At 71.1% G+C, this 20,796-nt stretch carries 18 protein-coding genes and 2 tRNA genes; 12 read left to right on the top strand and 8 right to left on the bottom strand.

Annotated elements, in window-relative coordinates:
• Positions 1-4: 4 nt before the first annotated feature.
• From H577_RS0113455 to H577_RS0113430, 6 genes are all read left to right on the top strand, one after another.
• On the top strand, positions 5-322 hold the full coding sequence (locus tag H577_RS0113455) for an Rv3654c family TadE-like protein (protein ID WP_029146386.1): 318 nt from the start codon (positions 5-7) through the stop codon (positions 320-322).
• A 274-nt stretch (positions 323-596) separates the two neighbouring features.
• Positions 597-3,296, top strand: coding sequence for a type I DNA topoisomerase (gene topA, locus H577_RS0113450; RefSeq protein ID WP_029146385.1), 2,700 nt, complete (start codon positions 597-599; stop codon positions 3,294-3,296).
• Positions 3,293-3,913, top strand: a complete 621-nt coding sequence (tmk, locus tag H577_RS0113445) for a dTMP kinase (protein ID WP_029146384.1) — start codon at positions 3,293-3,295, stop codon at positions 3,911-3,913. The genes topA and tmk overlap by 4 nt, the downstream gene beginning before the upstream one ends.
• 263 nt (positions 3,914-4,176) lie before the next feature.
• Positions 4,177-5,337, top strand: a complete 1,161-nt coding sequence (locus H577_RS0113440) for a DNA polymerase III subunit delta' (protein WP_029146383.1) — start codon at positions 4,177-4,179, stop codon at positions 5,335-5,337.
• Positions 5,334-6,890: an alpha/beta hydrolase gene (locus H577_RS0113435; protein ID WP_029146382.1), complete on the top strand. Its 1,557-nt coding sequence runs from the start codon at positions 5,334-5,336 to the stop codon at positions 6,888-6,890. The genes H577_RS0113440 and H577_RS0113435 overlap by 4 nt, the downstream gene beginning before the upstream one ends.
• 66 nt (positions 6,891-6,956) lie before the next feature.
• Positions 6,957-7,029, top strand: a tRNA-Thr gene (locus tag H577_RS0113430).
• A 56-nt stretch (positions 7,030-7,085) separates the two neighbouring features.
• Here H577_RS0113430 and H577_RS0113425 read toward each other — a convergent pair.
• The 3 genes from H577_RS0113425 to H577_RS0113415 form a co-directional block, all read right to left on the bottom strand.
• Positions 7,086-8,213 carry a fatty acid desaturase family protein gene (locus tag H577_RS0113425; protein WP_245570407.1) on the bottom strand — a complete coding sequence of 376 codons (1,128 nt, stop codon included), beginning with the start codon at positions 8,211-8,213 and terminating at the stop codon, positions 7,086-7,088.
• 147 nt (positions 8,214-8,360) lie between these two features.
• Complete coding sequence (locus H577_RS0113420; protein ID WP_029146380.1) at positions 8,361-8,564, bottom strand: cold-shock protein; 204 nt, start codon at positions 8,562-8,564, stop codon at positions 8,361-8,363.
• Positions 8,565-9,078: 514 nt separating this feature from the next.
• The gene (locus H577_RS0113415; protein WP_036285230.1) at positions 9,079-10,041 is read right to left on the bottom strand and encodes an EamA family transporter; all 963 of its coding nucleotides are present in this window, start codon (positions 10,039-10,041) and stop codon (positions 9,079-9,081) included.
• Positions 10,042-10,102: 61 nt separating this feature from the next.
• Here H577_RS0113415 and H577_RS16585 point away from each other — a divergent pair, with 61 nt between their 5' ends.
• Both H577_RS16585 and H577_RS0113405 read left to right on the top strand, forming a co-directional pair.
• Positions 10,103-12,325 (top strand): MMPL family transporter, encoded by a 2,223-nt coding sequence (locus H577_RS16585; protein WP_051192039.1) that lies wholly within the window; start codon positions 10,103-10,105, stop codon positions 12,323-12,325.
• Positions 12,326-12,343: 18 nt separating this feature from the next.
• Positions 12,344-12,922, top strand: a complete 579-nt coding sequence (locus H577_RS0113405; RefSeq protein WP_029146378.1) for an isochorismatase family protein — start codon at positions 12,344-12,346, stop codon at positions 12,920-12,922.
• 315 nt (positions 12,923-13,237) lie between these two features.
• Here the strand turns inward: H577_RS0113405 and H577_RS16580 are convergent, their stop codons facing one another.
• The 3 genes from H577_RS16580 to H577_RS17745 all read right to left on the bottom strand — a co-directional run bounded on the left by H577_RS16580 (position 13,238) and on the right by H577_RS17745 (position 15,022).
• Entirely contained in the window at positions 13,238-13,579 is a 342-nt protein-coding gene (locus H577_RS16580) for a hypothetical protein (RefSeq protein WP_051192038.1), read from the bottom strand.
• A 69-nt stretch (positions 13,580-13,648) separates the two neighbouring features.
• Positions 13,649-13,723: transfer RNA gene (locus H577_RS0113395), tRNA-Lys, on the bottom strand.
• Between the two features lie 84 nt (positions 13,724-13,807).
• Positions 13,808-15,022, bottom strand: coding sequence for an NAD(P)H-binding protein (locus tag H577_RS17745; RefSeq protein WP_211217941.1), 1,215 nt, complete (start codon positions 15,020-15,022; stop codon positions 13,808-13,810).
• Positions 15,023-15,117: 95 nt separating this feature from the next.
• Here H577_RS17745 and H577_RS0113380 point away from each other — a divergent pair, with 95 nt between their 5' ends.
• The 4 genes from H577_RS0113380 (at position 15,118) to H577_RS0113365 (ending at position 18,020) form a co-directional block, all read left to right on the top strand.
• Entirely contained in the window at positions 15,118-15,465 is a 348-nt protein-coding gene (locus H577_RS0113380; RefSeq protein ID WP_051192048.1) for a helix-turn-helix transcriptional regulator, read from the top strand.
• 161 nt (positions 15,466-15,626) lie between these two features.
• Positions 15,627-15,947, top strand: coding sequence for a VOC family protein (locus H577_RS16570; RefSeq protein WP_425411323.1), 321 nt, complete (start codon positions 15,627-15,629; stop codon positions 15,945-15,947).
• Positions 15,948-15,988: 41 nt separating this feature from the next.
• Positions 15,989-16,627: a hypothetical protein gene (locus tag H577_RS0113370; protein WP_029146376.1), complete on the top strand. Its 639-nt coding sequence runs from the start codon at positions 15,989-15,991 to the stop codon at positions 16,625-16,627.
• A gap of 505 nt (positions 16,628-17,132) precedes the next feature.
• Positions 17,133-18,020: an aminodeoxychorismate lyase gene (locus tag H577_RS0113365; protein ID WP_029146375.1), complete on the top strand. Its 888-nt coding sequence runs from the start codon at positions 17,133-17,135 to the stop codon at positions 18,018-18,020.
• Between the two features lie 517 nt (positions 18,021-18,537).
• On the opposite strand, the gene H577_RS0113360 is transcribed toward H577_RS0113365, so the two are convergent.
• Positions 18,538-19,368: an endonuclease domain-containing protein gene (locus H577_RS0113360; protein ID WP_029146374.1), complete on the bottom strand. Its 831-nt coding sequence runs from the start codon at positions 19,366-19,368 to the stop codon at positions 18,538-18,540.
• A gap of 632 nt (positions 19,369-20,000) precedes the next feature.
• On the bottom strand, positions 20,001-20,780 hold the full coding sequence (gene pstB, locus H577_RS0113355) for a phosphate ABC transporter ATP-binding protein PstB (RefSeq protein ID WP_029146373.1): 780 nt from the start codon (positions 20,778-20,780) through the stop codon (positions 20,001-20,003).
• Positions 20,781-20,796 lie beyond the last annotated feature (16 nt).

The following is a 20,796-nucleotide window of genomic DNA, read 5'->3' as shown; positions in this document are numbered from 1 at the left end:
TCGCATGGCCGGAACCGTGCTCGCGGTGGGGGTGGTCGGCTGTGCGGCCGCACTGGGCGTGGGCCTTGCCGCGTCGGGGCTGGCGGCCGTGCAGGCCCAGCGCGCGGCCGCCGCCGCCGACGCGGCCGCGCTGGCCGCCGCCGACACGGCGTCGGGGGCGGTGCCGGGTGTGCCGTGCGAACGCGCCGCCCAGGTGGCGTCGGCCAATGGCGGGAGACTCAGCGCGTGCACCCTGGACGGGGTGATCGCCACGGTCTCGGTCGAGGTGCCGGTCGGCGCGCTGACCGCCCGCGCCTGGGCCCGGGCCGGCCCGCCACAGTGAGACAGGGCCGCGTGTGGGCGGTGGCCGCGCAACAGGCGTACGCTGTCCACCGGTACAGCAGTGCGCTCCGAGCGCCCCCATGCACCCGTTCGACGTACCCGACGTCGCACGCCCCCGGTCGCAGGCCCGACCCGTTCGGGCCGGTGCGTTCGGCCCTGACTCGCGCACATCGCCGACGCGTCGACACCGATGCGCACGGCCGACGCGCAGGACCGACGCACAGCCTGCGATGTGGCGCGGGTGTGTATGGTGTGCATCGAAGAAAGGACCCCCTTTGGCACACGGCAAGAAGCTCGTGATCGTCGAGTCCCCGACGAAGATGAAGTCGATCCAGGGCTACCTGGGCGACGGCTACGAGGTGCTCAGCTCGGTCGGTCACATCCGCGACCTCGCCGACCGCAAGGCGATCCCGGCCGAGTTGAAGAAGACCAGCGTGGGACGCTACTCGGTCGACATCGAGAACGACTTCGCGCCGTACTACGTCGAGTCCGAGCGGGGCAAGAAGACCGTCGCCGAACTCAAGCGCGCCCTGAAGAACAGTGACGAGCTCCTGCTCGCCACCGATGAAGACCGCGAGGGCGAGGCCATCGCCTGGCACCTGCTCGAGGCCCTCAAACCGAAGGTGCCGGTCAAGCGCATGGTGTTCCACGAGATCACCAAGGACGCGATCCAGCAGGCCGTCGGCCAGACCCGCGACCTCGACCTGAACCTGGTCGACGCACAAGAGACGCGGCGCATCCTCGACCGGCTGTACGGCTGGGACATCTCGCCGGTGCTGTGGATGAAGGTGCAGCAGGGCCTGTCGGCCGGCCGCGTGCAGTCCGCCGCCACCCGGCTGGTCGTCGACCGCGAGCGTGAGCGCATGGCGTTCGTCTCGGCCTCGTACTGGGATGTCTCGGCCACCGCCACCAAGCACACCGACGCGTTCGGCGTGCAGTTGGCGCGCCTGGGCGGGGCTCCCATCGCCCGCGGGTCGGACTTCGACGACCGCGGCGTGCTCAAGAAGGCGGTCGTGCGCCTGGACGAGGCCGCCGCTCGCGCACTGGCAGCCGACGTGGCCGCCCGGGGCGAGGCATCCGTCACCGCCCTCGACTCGAAACCCGGCACCCGCCGCCCCTACGCCCCGTTCACCACCTCGACCATGCAGCAAGAGGCCGGCCGCAAGCTCTCGATGAGCGCCAAGCACGCGATGAGCGTCGCCCAGCGTCTGTACGAGAAGGGGTACATCACCTATATGCGCACCGACTCCACCGCCCTGTCGACCCAGGCGGTGCAGGCGGCGCGCGAGCAGGCCGTGCAGCTGTACGGGCCGAAGGCCGTGCCGCTGAACCCACGTGTCTACAAGAGCAAGAGCAAGAACGCGCAAGAGGCGCACGAGGCCATCCGCCCCTCCGGCGAGCACTTCCGCACGCCGGCGTCGGTGGCCTCCGCGCTCGACCGCGACGAACTGCGGCTGTACGACCTGATCTGGAAGCGCACCGTCGCCAGCCAGATGTCCGACGCCACCTACGAGACCACCACCGTGACCCTCGCCGTCGAGCTGGCCGACCGCATCGCCGAGTTCACCGCATCCGGCACCGTCTACACGTTCAAGGGGTTCCTCGAGGCGTACGAAGAGGGTCGCGACGAGAAGCGCTCCGACACCGACAAGCAGGACGACCAGGCACTGCCGCCCCTGGCGGTCGGTGACACCCTGACGCTGGCCGAAGTCGAGCCCAAGGGCCACGCCACCACCCCCAAGCCGCGCTACACCGAGGCGTCGCTGGTGAAGGCGCTCGAAGAGAAGGGCATCGGCCGTCCCTCCACGTTCGCGAGCATCATCGACACCATCCTCGCCCGCGGCTACGTCACCAAGCGCGGCCAGGCGCTCGTGCCCAGCTGGATCGCGTTCAGCGTGGTGCGGCTGCTCGAGCAGCACTTCGCCGAACTGGTCGACTACGACTTCACCGCCGCGCTCGAAGACGACCTCGACGCGATCGCCCGCGGCGAGCAGAAGCGCGTGGACTGGCTGAAGGAGTTCTACTTCGGGTCGGAGGGCCACGCCGGGCTGCGCCACATCGTCGACAACCTCGGCGAGATCGACGCCCGCGAACTGAACTCCACCCGCGTGAGCGACACCGCCACGCTGCGCATCGGCCGGTACGGCCCGTACCTCGAGGTGACCGACCCCGAGCATCCCGACGCTCCGCCGCGCCGCGTGAACATCCCCGACGACCTCGCGCCCGACGAGCTCACGCCCGAGCGCGTGCAGCAGCTGGTCGACGCGCCGGTCGCCGGCGACCGCGTGCTCGGCGAGAACCCCGAGAACGGCAAGCTCGTCGTCGTCAAAGACGGCCGCTACGGACCGTACGTGCAAGAGGTCGAGCCCGAAGATCCCGAGGCGGTGGATGCCACAACCGGTGAGGTCGTCGACAAGCCCGCCAAGAAGACGGCGAAGAAGGATGCCGCACCCAAGCCGCGCACGGCGTCGCTGTTCAAGACGATGTCGGTCGACACGATCGACCTCGACACCGCGCTGAAGCTGCTGGCGCTGCCGCGCACGGTGGGCACCGACCCCGAGTCGGGGGAGCAGATCACCGCGCAGAACGGGCGCTACGGGCCGTACCTGAAGAAGGGCACCGACTCGCGCACGCTCGATGCCGAGCAGCAGATCTTCGACATCACGCTTGAGGAGGCGCTCGAGCGCTACAAGCAGCCCAAGTACGGCGCCCGACGTGCCGCGAGCGCGCTCAAGGAGTTCGACGCCGACCCGGTCAGCGGCAAGCCGATCAAGCTGCGCGACGGCCGGTTCGGCCCGTACGTGACCGACGGCGAGACGAACGCGACGGTGCCACGCGGCGAAGACGCGATGGCGGTCGACTTCGCGCGGGCGGTGCAGTTGCTGGCCGACAAGCGCGCCAAGGGACCGGCGCCCAAGCGTAAGACCGCCGCGAAGAAGACGACCACCCGCAAACCCGCGGCGAAGAAGAAGTGACCGGGCTGTTCGTCACGTTCGAGGGCGGCGACGGCGTCGGCAAGAGCACGCAGGCGGCGGCGTTGGAGCACTGGCTGCGCGAGCGCGGACGCGAGGTTGTGCGCACCCGCGAGCCCGGCGGCACCGAGGTGGGGGAGCGCATCCGCGACATCGTGCTGCACCACCGCGGGCACATCGACCCGCGCGCCGAGGCGCTGCTGTACGCCGCCGACCGTGCCCACCACGTCGCCACGGTCGTGCGGCCGGCGCTCGATCGCGATGCGGTGGTCATCCAAGACCGCTACCTCGACTCGTCGGTCGCCTACCAGGGTGCGGGACGGGTGCTCGATGCCGCGCAGGTGCGCGACCTGTCGCTGTGGGCGGTGAACGGCCTGCTGCCCGATCTGACCGTGCTGCTCGACCTCGACGAGGCATCCGCCCGCCGGCGCCTGGACGCGGTCGACAAGCCGTTCGACCGGCTCGAGGCCGAGCAGGCCGAGTTCCACGCGCGCGTGCGCACCGCCTTCCTCGACCTGGCCGCGGCCGAACCCGGACGGTTCCTCGTGGTCGACGCGGCACTGCCGGTCGACGAGATCGCCGCGCGGGTGCGTGAGCAGGTGGCCGCGCGGCTCGTCTGAGCACGAGCGAAGCGCGGCCGAGCGGGCGCGCGCGGCGCGGGCGCCGGGCCGATGGCCCGTGTGTGTGACATACGCGTGTCTCAGAAGATGCGGGCGGATGCTGCGGCATCCCGCATCTTGTGGGACATGCCGCCGGCCGTGTCTCAGAAGGTGTGAGCGGGTACCGCGGTATCCCGTGTGTTCTGTGACACGCTCGGCAGCCGTGTCGCAGAATGCGCGAGCGTGACCGCGGCCGTGTCGGCGGGCGCGGTTAGGCTGGTCGAATGGATGCCGCCGCCACGCTGACCCGCGACCTGCCGTGGGGCGAGGTGTGGGGGCAGGACGAGGCCGTGCGCGTGCTGCGGGCCGCGGCATCCGACCCCGCCGAGCTCACCCACGCGTGGCTGATCACCGGGCCGCCCGGCTCGGGCCGGTCGACCCTGGCACGGGCGTTCGCCGCGGCGCTGGTCGCCGAGCCCGGCGACGAGGCCGCGATGCGGCAGGTGCTGGCCGGCACCCACCCCGACTACACCGCGCTGCGCACCGAGGGCGTCATCATCACGATCAAGGACGCCCGCGCCCTGGTCGAACGCTCGTACTTCGCGCCGTCGCTGGGCCGCTACCGCGTGATCGTGATGGAAGACGCCGACCGCATGGCCGAGCGCACCTCGAACGTGCTGCTGAAGGCGCTCGAAGAGCCTCCGGAACGCACCATCTGGGTGCTGTGCGCGCCCAGTGACGCCGACCTGCTGCCGACGATCCGCTCCCGGGTGCGTGTGCTGCGGCTGCGCGACCCCGAGATCGCCGACGTCGCCGCGCTCATCGCCGCGCGCACCGGTGTCGACCCGCAGGTCGCCGAGCAGTCCGCGCGGCACGCGCAGCGGCACATCGGCATGGCGCAGCGCCTGGCGACGGATGCCGCTGCCCGCGCCCGCCGTGACCAGACGCTGCGCGCCGTGCTCGAGGTCACCGGCGTGTCGAGCGCGGTCGAGGCGGCCGCGCAGATCGTCGCTGCCGCCACCGACGACGCGAAGGCTCTCACCGCCGAACGCGACGAGGCCGAGCGCAGCAGTCTGCTGGCAACGCTCGGCATCGCACCCGGTGCCGCGGTGCCACCGGCGGTGCGCAGCCAGCTGAAGACGCTCGAAGACGAGCAGAAGCGTCGGGCCACGCGCAGCCTGCGCGACGGACTCGACCGGGTGCTCACCGACCTGCAGTCGCTGTACCGCGACGTGCTCATGCTGCAGTTCGGACGAGACGGCGACCTCATCAATCGGGAGCTCGAACCGGGCCTGCGCGGCGTGGCCGCGACCTGGGATCCCGCCCGCACGCTGGTGGTGCTCGACGAGATCGCCGAGGCGCGCCGTCGCCTCGAGCAGAACGTCGCGCCCGCACTCGCCCTTGAGAGCATGCTCATCACGATCGCCCACGGAAGGACGCTGTGAACACTCCGAAACGCCTCGTCGCCGTCGTCGCCGCCCTGGCGGCGGCATCCCTCGCACTCACCGGCTGCCTGGTGGAGTTCATCCCCGACCAGACCTCGTCGTCGTCACGGCCGGGTGCCAGCTCGGCGCCCGACACCGAGGGCGTCGCGCCCGAGCTGGTGCAGTTCTACGGGCAGCACATCGAGTTCACGCCGTGCGCGGACGGTGACGAGTGCGCGAAGGTCACGGCCCCCGAGAACTGGGACGACCCGGGCGCGGGCAGCATCGAGCTGGCCATCATCCGGCACCGCGCGTCGGGCGGTCACCCGCTCGGCTCGCTGCTGGTGAACCCCGGCGGCCCCGGCGCGAGCGGTGTCGAGCTGGTGCGCGACTCGCTCACCTTCGCCGTCGGCGACGACCTGGAGCGCAACTACGACGTCATCGGGTTCGACCCGCGCGGGGTGGGCGAATCCACCGCGGTGGCCTGCTACGACTCGAAGCAGATGGACGCGTACCTGTTCGACATCCCCAAGGCGAAGCGCGGCACCGAGGCGTGGCGTGACGAGATCCTGGCCGGTGCGAAGAAGTTCGGGCAGGCGTGCAAGCAGAACTCGCACGGCATCCTGCCCGATGTGAACACCGAGTTCGCCGCCCGCGACATGGACCTGCTGCGCGCCGTGCTCGGCGACAAGAAGCTCAACTACCTCGGCTACTCGTACGGCACCTTCCTCGGGGCGACCTACGCGAAGCTGTACCCCGAAAAGGTGGGCCGGTTCGTGCTCGACGGCGCGATCAACCCCGCGGCATCCGGTCTGCAGGTCAGTGTCGCCCAGGGGATCGGGTTCGAATCGGCGCTGCGGGCCTACATGCCGTCGTGCCTGAAATCCCGCCAGTGCCCGTTCGCCGGCAGCGTCGACGACGCCATGGCCGACCTGGGCACGATGCTCGCGCGCGTCGACCGGTCGCCCGAGCGCAACAGCGACGGGCGGATGCTGGGAGCCGATGCCCTGGTGAGCGCGATCGTGGCCGCACTGTACTCCGAAGACAGCTGGCCGTACCTGACCCAGGCGCTCGCCGACGTCGCCAAGGGCAACCCGTCTGTGGCCTACCAGCTGGTCGACTTCTACTACAACCGGGTCGACGGAAAGTACCAGGACAACTCGTACGAGGCCTTCAACGCCTACAACTGCATGGACTACCCCGCCGATGCGACCGCGGCGCAGAAGAAGGCGGCCGCTGCCGAGCTGGCGAAGAAGGCGCCGACGATCGCCCCGTACTGGGGCGTCGACGTCGACGGCTGCTCGGTGTGGCCGTACAAGCCCACCGGGGTGCGCGAGCCGATCCACGCCGCCGGCGCCGGGCCGATCCTCGTGATCGGTACGACCAACGACCCGGCCACCCCGTACCAGTGGGCGGTCGAGTTGGCCGACCAGCTCGACAGTGGCATCCTGATCAGCCGCGTCGGTGAGGGCCACACTGGATTCAACAAGGGCAGCAGCTGCGTCGACGACACCGTGAACGCCTACTTCGTCGACGGCACGGTGCCCGACAAGGACGTGCGCTGCGAGCACTGAGCGGTGGCTGCGGCGTTCGCCGGGGCGGGCACGACCATGTAAGATCGATGATCGTGCACACCGCACGCCACCTTAGCTCAGACGGCAGAGCGATTCACTCGTAATGAATAGGTCAAGGGTTCGATTCCCTTAGGTGGCTCCGACACAGAAGCCCCGCCGATATCGGCGGGGCTTCTGTGTGCGACGGGGCGTGTGTCAGACGCGGCGGTAGGTGGCCACCATCGGGCAGTCGAACGGGTCGCGGGCGGCCAGGCCCACCCGGTTGAGGTAGTCGATGACGATCGCGTACGAGCGCCACAGGCTGGTCTCGGTGTACGGCACGTCCAGGGTGCGGCACTGGTCGATCACGATCTCGCGCGCCCGCGCCAGGTGCGGCCGCGGCATGCTCGGGAACAGGTGGTGCTCGATCTGGTAGTTCAGTCCGCCCATCAGCCAGGTCGCCCACCAGCCGCCGCCGATGTTGCGCGAGGTGCGCACCTGCTTGCTGAAGAAGTCGAGCTTGGCGTCGCGATCGATCACCGGCATGCCCTTGTGGTTCGGAGCGAACGAGGCGCCCATGTACACGCCGAACACCGCCAGCTGCACCCCGAGGAACGCGAACGCCATACCCAGCGGCAGGAACACGAACACCGGCACCACGAACACGGTGAACCGCACGGCCAGAAGGCCCAGCTCGGCCCACCGTCCCTTCACGGGGCCGCGGGCGAACAGGTGGCGCAGCGCGAGTGCGTGCAGGTTCAGGCCCTCGAGGGTCAGCAGCGGAAAGAACAGCCACCCCTGGCGGCGGGTGATCAGCCGGCGCAGGCCGCGGGCCGAAGCGGCATCCTCGTCGAGGAACGAGATCGTGTCGACGTCGATGTCGGGGTCTTTGCCCACCCGGTTCGGGTTGGCGTGGTGGCGGGTGTGCTTGCTGCCCCACCAGGAGTAGCTCATGCCGACCACACCGTTGCCCAGCAGCCGTGCCAGCCGGTCGTTCGCCGGGCCCGAGGCGAGGATCTGACGGTGCGCCGCCTCATGCGAGAGGAACGCGACCTGCGTGAACAGGATGCCCAGGGCCGCCGCGATCAGCAGCTGGAACCAGCTGGCGCCCAGCAGCACGAACCCGGTGATGCACCCGCCGAAGCCCAGCGCGATCGCGCCGCCGACGAGGCCGTAGAACCAGGGGGTGCGGCGCAGCAGGCCGCTCTCACGCACCACCTGCGAGACATCGGTGAACGCGCGGGTGAGAGGGGGGAAGTCTTCCGTGCCGGCATATGTCTGCCGCACGGGACCGAGCCGAGGCTCGAGAACAGTGGAGGAGATGGGAGCACCTGTTCCTTCGATCGTGACCGCGAGGCCGAAAAGCCAAAGGCGGACGCCGATCGCTTGGCCCCACACTACGCGCCGTCACGTGAACGCAACGGCATACGTCACGACTGCCAGGAACTCGTCAGCCGGGGCCCCGATGCGGAGCCCCGGCTGACGAACAGGTCACAGTGCGCGGATGTTCGCGGCCTGCATGCCCTTGGGGCCGCGCTCAGCGTCGAACTCCACCTTCTGCGCTTCGCGCAGCTCCTTGAACCCCGAGCCTTCGATCGCGCTGAAGTGGGCGAACAGGTCGGCCGACCCGTCATCGGGTGCGATGAACCCGTATCCCTTTTCGGAGTTGAACCATTTCACGGTGCCAGTGGCCATCGTGTCTTTCCTTCTGTTGTTCGGGCCGCCGGGGCGGCCGGGGGTGCCGCGTCGAAGACTCCGACGCGGACGGCGGTGGCGGCGTGCCGACGAGGCGGCGACGCCGTGAAGAGGGGATGCCGCGGCTGCGGCGTGATCGTCGGCCGACACCGCGAGCGGGTCGGCGGCGTACACGGATGCCTCGACCGCAGCGCGTGCCAGGGCACGCGTGGCGTGCATGCCGAGGTCGCGGCCACGGCCGTCGTGGGCTTCGAAACCGCGCGGGGTGGCCGCGACGAAACCGGCGTAGCCGGCGGACGTGCCGGCGACGAACACGTCGTCGTCGGCTTGGCGCCAGTCGACGGCGACATCGCCGGACACGGCAGGGGAGGAGAACACGTAAGCCTTAGGGAGTGGGGCGCAGAAGAAGTGCGCGAAGAAGGGTCAACCCGAGTGGGGACGCTTCAGCGTAGCACGTCCGGGCGCTCAGGCGTCGGAAACCCGGGGGAGATCCGGCGAAGACCCGGGGAATCCGTCAGGCCAACGCGAGCATCGCGCCCGCCGCCAGGGCGAGCCCGAGCCCGGCCCACTGCACGGCGGCGATCCGTTCGCGCAGCACCACGGCGGCCAGCAGGATCGTGCCGGCCGGGTACATCGCCGTCAGCGCCGACACGATCGACAGGTCGCCCAGTCGCAGCGCGACGAGCATGATCGCGTTCGCCGACGAGTCCACCATGCCGCAGGCGATCGCCAGCCACCACGCGGCCGCCGGAATGCGCGGCGGCAGGGTCGTGGCATCCGGCCCCGCCTGCCCGAGACGGGCGTGCTCGAGATCGGCGTGCCCGGTCGGGGTGGCGCCGAGCACCGCCCCGCGCACACCCAGGGCCGACCGGGCGGGCAGCCGTCGACGCCGGGCGGCAACCAGCAGCAGCACCACCACGGTGCCGGTGATGGCGGCGTTCGCGGCCCGGTTCATCACCAGCGGCACGATGCCGCTGTCGTGGGCGGTCTGGTCGAGCACCACCATGAACCCACCGATCGCCAGGCCCGCGCCGATCGCCATCAGCACCCCGCGCGCCGACGGACGCACCACCGTGTCGCCGGGGATGAACCCCACCAGCACCACAGCCACCAGTGCGACGCCGAGGCCGCCGTACCCGAGCGCCGACAACTGCTCGCCGCCGACCAGCAGGCCCCACAGGATCGGGGCGATGGCCGAGACCACGGCGGTCAGCGGCGAGAGGATGCTCATCGGCCCGATCGCCAGGCATGCGTACAACAGGGCGATCGCGGTCGCCCCGAACACGCCCGACAGCGCACCCCAGCCGACGTCGGCGGCCGACCACGTCCCGCCCAGCAGCGGGTACAGCGCCAGCAGCAGCACGAGGCCGGATGCGGCGGCCACCGCGGTCGCGAGGATGGAGCGCAGCCGCTTGGCGGCCAGGCCGCCGAGAAAGTCCGCAGACCCGAAGACGAGCGCACCGAGCAGGGCGATCATCGAGGGCACCCTGACAGCCTAGGCGTTGGCGCCCGGGCACATCGCTAGATAGGCTAGCGATATGTCCTCGCGCCCGTCCACCCCCACCCGACGTTCCCTGCGGCCCACGGGTGCGGGCCCCTCGCGGTGGCTGCGCATCGGCATCCCGGTGCTGCTGATGCTCGTGTGGCTGGCCGGCGGTGCGGTCGGCGGCCCCTACTTCGGCAAGGTCAGCGAGGTGTCCACCAACGACAACTCGGCGTACCTCCCCGACTCCGCCGCCTCCACCGCGGTGCAAAAACGCCTGGCCGACTTCACCGGCAGCGACAGCATCCCCGCCGTCGTCGTGGTCACCGGGGACGGGGCGCTCACCGACGATCAGCTGACCGGGCTGCGCAGCCTCGCCGACCGGCTCGGCGATCTCGACGGGGTCAACGGCGAGGTCTCGCCGCCGATCGCCTCGGACGACGGCCAGGCCGCGCAACTGTTCGTGCCCATCGACCCCGATGCGCTCACGGACGGGGTCGCCGCGGTGCGCACCGCGCTCGACGACGATCTCCCGGCCGGCACCACCGCGTGGATCACCGGCCCCGCCGGGTTCACCGCCGACCTCGTGCACGGCTTCCTCGGCATCGACGGGCTGCTGCTGGGCGTCGCGCTGATCGCGGTGTTCCTCATCCTCGTGGTCGTGTACCGGTCACCGCTGCTGCCCGTGCTCGTGCTGGCGACGGCATCCTTCGCCCTGTGCGTCGCCCTGCTCGTGGTGTGGTGGCTCGCCAAGGCCGGGGTGGTCGTGCTCAACGGGCAGGTGCAGGGCATCCTGTTCATCCTGGTGATCGGCGCCGCCACCGACTATGCGCTGCTGTATGTGGCACGCTTCCGTGAGGCGGTGGCAGACGGCGCCCGGCGGTGGGATGCCACGCTCCAGGCGTGGCGCGGAGCGTTCGAGCCCATCCTCGCCTCGGGCGGCACCGTCATCGCGGGTCTGCTCTGCCTGCTGCTCAGCGACCTGGCCACCAACCGCGCGCTCGGTCCGATCGCGTCGATCGGCATCGCGTTCGCCATGCTCGCCGCCCTCACCTTTCTGCCCGCGCTGCTGGCGCTGTTCGGCCGGGTGGCGTTCTGGCCGTTCGTCCCGCGGCACCCGGTCGCGATGATCTCGGACGATGTCGACGCCCCGGTGACCGGATTCTGGCCGCGGCAGGCGCGGCTGGTGGCCCGGCGGGCGCGGCCGGTGTGGATCGTGTGCCTGGTGGTGCTGCTGGCGGCCGGCACCGGCATCCTGCAGCTGAAGGCCGACGGCGTGCCCTCGAGCGACCTGGTGCTGGGCCACTCCGAGGCGCGCGACGGTCAGCACGTGCTCGGCGAGCATTTCGACGCAGGCAGCGGCAGCCCGGTCTACGTGCTCGTGCCCCAGGACGAGCTGACCGGTGCGGTCAAGACGATGGATGCCGCAACCGGAATACAGGCGTTGGCCGTGGCATCCGCCGATTCGGTCACCGGACAGGCGACCGTGAAGCTCAGCGACGGCGAACCGGTGTTCAGCGCGCCCGGCCCGCCCGGAACCCCTGCGCCGACCCCGACCGTGTCGGACGGGGAGGTGCTGCTGATCGGCACACTCGCCGACCCGGCCGATTCGGCGGGGGCCGAACAGGTCGTGCGCGGCCTGCGCACCGACCTGGCCGACTCCGCGCCCGACGCGCGGGTGGGCGGGGTGACCGCCACCGACATCGACACGAACGACACCTCGATCCGTGACCGCACGCTGATCATCCCGATCGTGCTGGCGGTGATCCTGGTGATCCTCATGCTGCTGCTGCGCGCGGTGGTGGCCCCGCTGCTGCTGATCGGGTCGGTGATCGTGTCGTTCGCCGCCGCGATGGGCGTGTCGGCGCTCGTGTTCGACCATGTGTTCCACTTTCCGGGGGCGGATCCGGCGGTGCCGCTGTACGGGTTCGTGTTCCTGGTCGCGCTGGGGGTGGATTACAACATCTTCCTGATGACGCGGGTGCGCGAAGAGTCGCTCGCGCACGGCACCCGGCCCGGCATCCGGCGGGGCCTGGTCGCCACCGGCGGGGTCATCACCTCGGCGGGACTGGTGCTGGCGGCGACGTTCGCGGCGCTCGGGGTGATCCCGATCCTGTTCCTCGCGCAGATCGCGTTCATCGTCGCGTTCGGCGTGCTGCTGGACACCTTCGTGGTGCGCTCGCTGCTCGTGCCGGCCGTCTCGTACGACATCGGGCGCGCGATCTGGTGGCCGTCGAAGCTGTGGCGGCGCGGGGAAGCCGCCCCGTCGCGCCGCTGATCGCCGTACCCTCGATACATGGGCACCGCACTGTTCATCGTCGACGTGCAGAACGACTTCACCGAGGGTGGGGCGTTGGGGGTCGACGGCGGGGACGCCGTCGCCGAGGGCATCACGCGGCTGCTGCACGCGCACGCCGGCGACTACGACATCATCGTCGCGTCCCGCGACTGGCACGACCCCGACAGCGACAACGGCGGGCACTTCGCGTCGGGTGAACCGGATTACGTGAACACCTGGCCGGTGCACTGCGTGGCATGTACCGCCGGCGCCGAATACGATCCGGGGCTGGATGTGGCATCCGTCACCCATCATGTGAAGAAGGGCCAGGGCACGCCCGCCTACTCGCTGTTCGAAGGCGTCACCGACGAAGGGGAGACGGTCGAGCAGCTGCTCGACGAGCACGGCATCGTCGACGTCGACGTGACCGGCATCGCCACCGACTATTGCGTGCGCGCCTCGGCGCTCGATGCGATCTCGCACGGCCGGCACGTGCGGGTGTTCACCGACCTGGTCGCCGGCGTCGCCGCCGACTCGAGCCAGGCGGCCCTGGCCGAACTCGCGCACGCCGGCGCCGAGCTGGCGACCGCGGGCTGAACCCGCGGAGCCGGACCTGAACACGTCGCGGCGGACGATCTGCGACGTGCCGGGGTCGTCACGCGCACGCTGCCCCTGCAGGTCGCCGCGGCCGCCGAGCTCGCGGGTGACACGGCACTGCGCGATCACGCACTGCGCAACTTCGCCACCCGCGCCGGGATCTGAGCGCAGCAGGTGGCCGGCGAGCTGGAAGAGGCGGCTGCCGCCCATGAACTCGGCATCCGCGTGACCGCGCCGGAGTGACTGCTGAATGCCCTGACCCGTGCGGGTCTTGTCAGGGTTCGGCGCCGGCCGCGCATTCTGCGTGAGTGCCGCTCAGTGCGTGTAGCGGTGCTCGCCGGTGCTGCGCACCTCGGTCATCCCCTGCGGGGGCGTGCTGCTGCCGAACGAGAAGTCGACGACGCCCTCGTGGTTCACGGTGGCCTCGAGCACGGTGTCGCCCAGCAGCGGCGCCACGTCGGCGGCCAAGAACACCCGTGCGCCGGACTGCTCGACGACGACGTCGCCCTGCTGCGGCCCGCCGGCCGGCTCCAGCGCGTAGTCGGCGCCCCGGTCCGCGCCGTCGCTGATACGCAGCCCGCCGTGCTCGCGCCCCCCGTCGGTCTGCGCGGCGATGGCCTTCACGATGACGCAGGTGTCGTCGGTGAGCGTGAACATGTGGGCCCTTCTGGCGTGGCGTGGCGCCGGCCCGTGCGCATGTCGGAGGTGACGGGTAGACCGGACGTATGGTGCCCCCGGAGAATTACGATATCTCGACCCACCGGTTAAAAGCCGGTTGCTCTGCCTCTGAGCTACGGGGGCTCGCAGGTGTGCCGCACACGACCTGCGGCACCTGTCGGCAGTCTAAACCACTCACCGATGTCGACCGGACCTCGTCCCGCGGTGTCACTGCGGGGTCGGGATCGCCGCGACGATGCGCAGCCCGCCGTCGGCGGTGGTCTCGGACGAGACGACGCCGCCCAGACGACGCACCTCGGTGCGTGAGCGTCTCAGCTCGGCGGACTGATCGGCCGACGAGGTACGCCGGCCGGGGCCGTGCGCCACCTCGACCTCGACGGCGTGCACCAGATAGCGCACCGTGGCCGTGGCATCCGCCCCGCGTGTGTGGGTGAGCACCAGCGCGACCGCCTCTTGCAGGGCGCGGAACGCCGCCTCGTCGATCGCCGCCGGCAGCGGGCGCTCGACGCCGGTGACGGTGAGCGCGATCGGCATGCCCGCCGTGCGCAGCTGCGCGACCAGCTCGCGGGCGTTCGACAGCGACGGCTCCGGCGGCGTGGGCAGCGGCCCGCGCACGATCGGGATGCCGCCGATGCCGACGCCGCGCGGGGCCTTCACCTCGCCGTCCGAGCCGGTCTGTTCGACGAGCCACTGGGCGTACGACGGGCCGCGCACCTCGGCGGCGGTGCCGGCCAGCAGGCTCCCATCGCGCATCTGACGGCCCGGCGCGCCGGGCAGCGACAGTTCGACCACCCGGCCCGGCAGCCCCGCCGCCCGGCCGTAGCGGCGGGCCAGCTCGGCCATCCGCTCCACCCGCGGACCGGCGATGTCGGTGACCCGGCCGGCGGGCGCGCCCTCGGCGAGTTCGACGAGCCGTGCCGCCACCTCGCGGGCGGCGATCGGCTGCGACCGCATCGTCGGCACCAGCACGAACGGCCCGAACTTCATGCGCTCGAACATCTGCTGCGCGAACTCGTGGAACTGCGTCGCCCGCAGGATCGTGTACGCCACGCGGCCCGCCGCGACCGCGCGCTCCTGCGCGCGCTTGCCCTGGTAGTAGCCGTACCCCTTCTCGTCGTCGATCCCCACGATCGACAGCACGATGTGGTGGCGCACCCCCACGCGGGTCTCGGCGTCGAGCAGTGTGCGCGTCGTGGTCTCGAAGTGGCGCACGGATGCCGTGGCCGACATCGAGCTCGTGTTGCTCACGTCGATCACCGTGTCGACGCCCGCCAGCACCGTGTCCAGTCCGTCGCCGCTCACCAGGTCGACGCCGGTCGACCGCGAGATCACCACGGCATCGTGCCCGTGCGCACGGGCGATCTCGACGACCAGCCGCCCGACGGTGCCCGTGCCGCCGGCGATCGCGATGCGCTGCGCCATGATCCGAGGGTACTGCGGTCGGGTAGCCTCGGGTCGTGGCATCCACCCCCGCCTCGCCGCAGACCCTCGCGCACCTGCGTCGCGCGCGTGACCTGATGGACCGCGCCTACGCGCAGCCGCTGGATGTGCCCACCATGGCCGCGAAGGCGTTCATGTCGCCGGCGCACTTCTCGCGCGAGTTCAAGGCCGCCTACGGCGAGACCCCGTACGCCTACCTGATGACCCGCCGCATCGAACGGGCGATGGCACTGCTGCGCGCGGGTACGACGGTGACGGATGCCTGCACCGCGGTGGGTGCGACATCCCTCGGCTCGTTCAGCTCGACGTTCACCGAGATCGTGGGCGAGACGCCCAGCGCCTACCGGGCTCGGCCGCACGAGGTCGACGAGGCGATGCCGGCGTGTATCGCGCGGCTGCTGACCCGCCCCACCCGGTACGTCTGACGATCCGGTACGTGTGACGATCGAGCAGGATCGGAGAAGCACCGGCGGATGCGGGTGCGTAGCGTCGAGGCCATGACAGAGATCAGATTCGGATACTTCCCGCTCACCGTCGACGACGTCGACGCCGCACTCGGCTTTACCGCGACGCGCTCGGGCTTCAGGTGCTCAACGACGTGTCGGGCAACGGCTGGCGGTGGCTGAGCCTGGGCGCGCCCTCGCAGCCCGGCATCGTGCTCGTGCTCTCGGCGCCCGGCGCCGGCCGCTCGCCCGAGGACGCCGAGGCGCTGCATCGCCTCATCGCCAAGGGCTCGGGCCCCGGGCCGATCGTGTTCGCCACCGACGACCTCGACGCACTGTTCGAGAAGGTGCGCTCCAGCGGTGCCGAGGTGCTGCAGGAGCCGATGGACCAGCCGTGGGGACCGCGGGACTGCGCGTTCCGCGACCCGGCCGGCAACATGGTGCGTATCAACGCCACAGCCTGAACAGCACCGGCCGATCGTGGGCTGCGGGTAGCCTTGACCGGGTGAACGACGCGGGCAGGGAGTACCACAAGCCGGTGCGCCGATCATCCGAGCAGATGGAGCGGCTGTTCGGCGCGCACGACCCGGCCGAGGCCGCGCGGGCGGCCCACGCCACCGCCGCGGCGTTGCTGTCGCGGGTGCGGGCGGACCCGGACGCCGCGACCGTCGACCGCCTCGTGGAGTTCACCCGAGACCACGGCATCGACGACATCGCCGAGTTGTGGTCGCAGGCGACCGCGCACTCGCTGCCCGGCGCGCTGTGGCGGTTGTATCTGCTGCAGCTGATGGTGCACGACGACCCCGCCACCGCGGCGCTGGTCTACGAACGCGGCCGTGTCGAGATCACCTCGGCCGACCCCGTCATCGCCGGTGCACCCGTGCCGGCCGGTCCCGACGAGCTCGTCGCGTTGGCCGATCGCATCCTGCGCGGTGTGTTCGAGGGCGACTTCGCGGTGGCGCTCGAGCGCGCGGCATCCTTCTGCCGGGTGCAGGCGTCGGGCGCCACCCACCTCGCCGACGACTACGAGCGCACCGAGCCCGAACGGGCCACGGCGTTCACCCGGCGTGCGCTGCGGCTGTCGACGTTCGCGAACGACCTGTCGGCGTGCGCGGCGCTGTGGCGTATGGACGCGCTCAGCTGACGACCGCGGACGGTGCGGACGGGGCGGACGGCGCAGTGGTGCCGGGCCGCAGAGCGCCGCAGTGGTGATGCCGTGTCGCGGGAGACGCGTTCGCTGATGCCGTGTGGCGGGAGAGGCGTTCGACACGCCGGCACAGTGGTGCCGAACCGCACCCCGGCAGAGTGGCGCCTGGCCGCAGAGCGCCGCAGTGGTGATGCCGTGTCGTTGATGCCGTGTCACGGGAGAGGCGTTCGGCAGCCCCGGCGCGGTGGTGCCGGTGAATGTCACAGTGTTGATGCCGTGCGGCGGGAGAGGCGTTCGCTGATGCCGTGTGGCGGGAGAGGCGTTCGACACGCCGGCAGAGTGGTGCCGGGCCGCAGAACGCCTCTCGGCGCAAGGCCGCTCGCAGCGGCAGAAGATGGAGCCCGGGGTTACTGCGGCCCGGCCGATCCAGTGTAACCGACCGCACCCTCCGGGCATTCCCGATCGTTCCGGCCGGCGGTGGCCGCACCGCTACGCTCGGAGAATGGCCGCCCACTTCGCCCTGCTGATCGACCCCGCCCCGCCTGCGGCCGATCGCCCCGACTTCGCGGACACATTCACGGTCATCGACCCGTCCGCCCCGGCGCTGAGCGTCGGAGAGCTGAGCACCCAGCGCGGCGACGGCATCTTCGAGACGATCGGGGTCGTCGACGGCCACCCGCAGGAGGTCACCGCGCACCTGGAGCGCCTCGCACATTCGGCGGCGCTGTGCGATCTGCCCGCCCCGAACCTCGCGCAGTGGCGGCAGGCGGTCGCCCGGGCCGCCACGGCCTGTCCGGCGGCGGGGGAGGGCGCCGTGAAGCTCATCCTGAGCCGCGGCGTGGAGCACGGGCCGGCGCCGACGGCATGGGTCACGGCATCCGTCGCCCCCGACCACACGCCCGCGCGTGAGAACGGCGTGCGGGTGGTGACGCTCGACCGCGGTGTCGACAGCGGCGCGTCCGAACGGGCGCCGTGGCTGCTGCTGGGTGCCAAGACCCTCTCGTACGCGGTCAACATGGCGGCGCTACGCGAGGCGCACCGGCGCGGTGCCGACGATGCCGTGTTCGTCTCGAGTGACGGCGTCGTGCTCGAAGGGCCGACCTCGTCGGTCATCCTGCGGTTCGGCGACCGTTTCGTCACACCGGCCACCGGCACCGGCATCCTGCACGGCACCACCCAGATGAGCCTGTTCGAGCACCTGCGCGCCACCGGCCGTGAGGCCGCGTACGAGACCGTTCCCGTTGCGGCGCTGGCGCGGGCGGATGCCGCGTGGCTCGTCTCGAGCGTGCGGCTCGCGGCACCGGTGACCGCCGTCGACGGCCGTGAGTTGCCCGTCGACCGCGAGCTGACGGCATCCGTCAACCGCTATCTGCTGAGCCCGCGCGACTGACCGCCGCGCCCGCCCCGGCCGGCCACTCGCACCGTGCAAAGAGCGACGGGCCCCACCACCTGCATCGACCGGTCACCCGCACCGCGCTGAGACCGATGGGCCCCACTTCCTTCATCGGTCGGCCGCACCGCGCTGAGGCCGCCAGGCTCCACGTCCTGCATCGACCGGTCACCCGCACCGCGCGCTCGCACCGCGTGCACAACTGCGGGGATTCTCTGCGACACGCCGTGGTTCGGCCGTCCCAGGCGGCGTGTCGGGAAAGATCCCCGCAGTTGTGCACGGCGCGCGGCGCAGCCGGGCATGGGCGAGGGGTCGGCCGGGCACGGGCGAGGGTGACGGATGCGGCGATGCGACCGGTTACCACGTGCACAACGGCGGGGATTCTCGGCGACACGCCGTGTTTGGTGCGGTGCCGGCTGCGTGTCGGGAAAGATCCCCGCAGTTGTGCACCTCGGGGCGGGCCCCGGTCAGCGTCGCAGGTAGTTCCCCGCGGTTGTGCACACCGGGGCACCCCCGGTCAGTGTCGCAGGTGGTTGCCCGCCGCGATCTGGGCGAGGATCGCGGCCTCCACGGTCGGCCAGTCGTGGACGATCTGGGCATAGTCGAAGCGGAGGGTGATGTACCCCCAGGTCGCGGCGTTCGCGTCGCGGCTCAGGTCTTTGTGCCGGTGCGTCGCGTCGTCGTGGTTGGGCGCACCGTCGACCTCGACGATGAGCCGGTCGCCGATGAGGAAGTCGACCCGGCCGACCGAGACGATGAACACCTGCGCGGCGATCGCCAGACCGTGGCGGCGCAGCCGCCACCTCAGCAGTGATTCCAGACCGCTTTCAGCGTCCCTCCGCGCGAAGTCCATGGCGTCGCGGCCAGCGTCGTTGACGTGCGCGCGCAGCCAGGCCAATCCGGCCCGCGTGATCTTGTGCTGATACAGGGCGGATTCCAGCGCCACGAAGAACGTCTCGACTCCCTTGCAGGCCAGGATCTGACGCAGCACGCGCGGCACGGACGGAACACCGAACGCATCGGTGTCGGGTCCTTCGTCCCAGTGCTCGACACAGGTGCATCCGGGGTGTTCCTGTCGGTGGCCGCCGCGATTCATCCACACGTGGGCGGGCTCGTCCTCGTCGTCGAGCACCCACAACCCGAGATGGCGCGCGGCGCTGACGCAGCCGAGCATCCCGCCATGGGCAGCGGCGGCTCGCGCGGCCGGGCACGGGTCGCAGCTGGCGTAGACGCCGCGCCGGATCCGCTCCAGGACCCCGGCGTCGAGGGATGCCGAGATCCAGTGGCGGGTGTGCCCGACGGCGCGAAGCTGCGCGTACGTCGTGATCTCGGCATCGCTCTCGCACATGTCGCCCATCATCGGCCGCGGCCGGCCGCTCCGGAGCGACGGATCCCGAACTGTGGACAACGAGCCGAGCCGGACCCACTTGTGGAGGCGGCGATGCGACCCGCGTGCACAACTGCGGGGATTCTCGGCGACACGCCGTGATTCGGCCGTTCCTGGCGGCGTGTCGGGAAAGATCCCCGCAGTTGTGCACGGCGCGCGGCGCGGGCGGGCACGGGCGAGGGATCAGCAGCGCACGGGCGAGGGGTCAGCCGGGCACGGGTGAGGGGTCAGCCGGGCACGGGTGACGGAGGCGGGGACGCGACCGGTCACCGCGTGCACAACTGCGGGGATTCTCGGCGACACGCCGTGATTCGGCCGTTCCCGGCGGCGTGTCGGGAAAGATCCCCGCAGTTGTGCACGGCGCGCGGCGCGGGCGGGCACGGGTGAGGGGTCAGCCGGGCACGGGTGACGGAGGCGGGGATGCGACCGGTCACCGCGTGCACAACTGCGGGGATTCTCGGCGACACGCCGTGGTTCGGCCGTCCCCGGCGGCGTGTCGGGAAAGATCCCCGCAGTTGTGCACGGCGCGCGGGCGAGGGTGACGGATGCCGCGGCCTCGGGCCCACGATGACGCGCGGCCCCGCTCCCGGCCCCTACCCGAACCGGCCCGAGACGTAGTCCTCGGTGGCCTGCTCGCTCGGGGTGGTGAAGATCGTCGCGGTGTCGTCGTACTCGATGAGCTTTCCGGGCGTGCCGGTGCCGGCGATGTTGAAGAACGCGGTCTTCTCGCTCACCCGCGACGCCTGCTGCATGTTGTGCGTGACAATCACGATCGTGTACTCGTTCTTCAGCTCGGCGATCAGCTCCTCGATCGCGTAGGTCGAGATCGGGTCGAGCGCCGAGCACGGCTCGTCCATCAGCAGCACCTGCGGCTGCACCGCGATCGCCCGGGCGATGCACAGTCGCTGCTGCTGCCCGCCCGACAGCCCGGCGCCGGGCTTGTCGAGCCGGTCCTTGACCTCGTTCCACAGGTTCGCACCTCGCAGCGAACGTTCCACCAGGTCGTCGGCGTCCGAGCGCGACATGCGCCGGTTGTTCAACCGCACCCCGGCCAGCACGTTCTCGCGGATCGACATGGTGGGGAACGGGTTCGGCCGCTGGAACACCATGCCCACCTGACGACGCACCGCCACCGGGTCGACGCCCGACGCGTACAGGTCGTCGCCGTCCAGCAGCACCTGACCTTCGACGCGTGCACCGGGGATCACCTCGTGCATCCGGTTCAGGGTGCGCAGGAAGGTGGACTTGCCGCAGCCGGACGGGCCGATGAAGGCGGTCACGCTGCGTGGCGCGATGTGCAGCGAGACGCCCTCGACGGCCAGGAAGTCGCCGTAGTAGACGTTCAGGTCGGAGACGTCGATGCTCTTGGACACGGGTTTCCTTCGGATG

This window comes from Microbacterium luticocti DSM 19459 (genome assembly GCF_000422405.1).
Lineage (GTDB): Bacteria > Actinomycetota > Actinomycetes > Actinomycetales > Microbacteriaceae > Microbacterium > Microbacterium luticocti.
The sequence above is the reverse complement of the archived record's forward strand: the minus strand, read 5'-3'. Positions and strand labels throughout refer to the sequence as shown.

What these genes read in the sequence shown, in the direction of transcription:
- H577_RS0113455 (WP_029146386.1), top strand. Translation starts at nt 5, where the DNA reads ATGGCCGGAACCGTGCTCGCGGTGGGGGTGGTCGGCTGTGCGGCCGCA.
- H577_RS0113440 (WP_029146383.1), top strand. Translation starts at nt 4,177, where the DNA reads ATGGATGCCGCCGCCACGCTGACCCGCGACCTGCCGTGGGGCGAGGTG.
- H577_RS0113420 (WP_029146380.1), bottom strand. Translation starts at nt 8,564, where the DNA reads ATGGCCACTGGCACCGTGAAATGGTTCAACTCCGAAAAGGGATACGGG.
- H577_RS0113415 (WP_036285230.1), bottom strand. Translation starts at nt 10,041, where the DNA reads ATGATCGCCCTGCTCGGTGCGCTCGTCTTCGGGTCTGCGGACTTTCTC.
- H577_RS16585 (WP_051192039.1), top strand. Translation starts at nt 10,103, where the DNA reads ATGTCCTCGCGCCCGTCCACCCCCACCCGACGTTCCCTGCGGCCCACG.
- H577_RS0113405 (WP_029146378.1), top strand. Translation starts at nt 12,344, where the DNA reads ATGGGCACCGCACTGTTCATCGTCGACGTGCAGAACGACTTCACCGAG.
- H577_RS16580 (WP_051192038.1), bottom strand. Translation starts at nt 13,579, where the DNA reads ATGTTCACGCTCACCGACGACACCTGCGTCATCGTGAAGGCCATCGCC.
- H577_RS17745 (WP_211217941.1), bottom strand. Translation starts at nt 15,022, where the DNA reads ATGGCGCAGCGCATCGCGATCGCCGGCGGCACGGGCACCGTCGGGCGG.
- H577_RS0113380 (WP_051192048.1), top strand. Translation starts at nt 15,118, where the DNA reads ATGGACCGCGCCTACGCGCAGCCGCTGGATGTGCCCACCATGGCCGCG.
- H577_RS0113365 (WP_029146375.1), top strand. Translation starts at nt 17,133, where the DNA reads ATGGCCGCCCACTTCGCCCTGCTGATCGACCCCGCCCCGCCTGCGGCC.
- H577_RS0113360 (WP_029146374.1), bottom strand. Translation starts at nt 19,368, where the DNA reads ATGTGCGAGAGCGATGCCGAGATCACGACGTACGCGCAGCTTCGCGCC.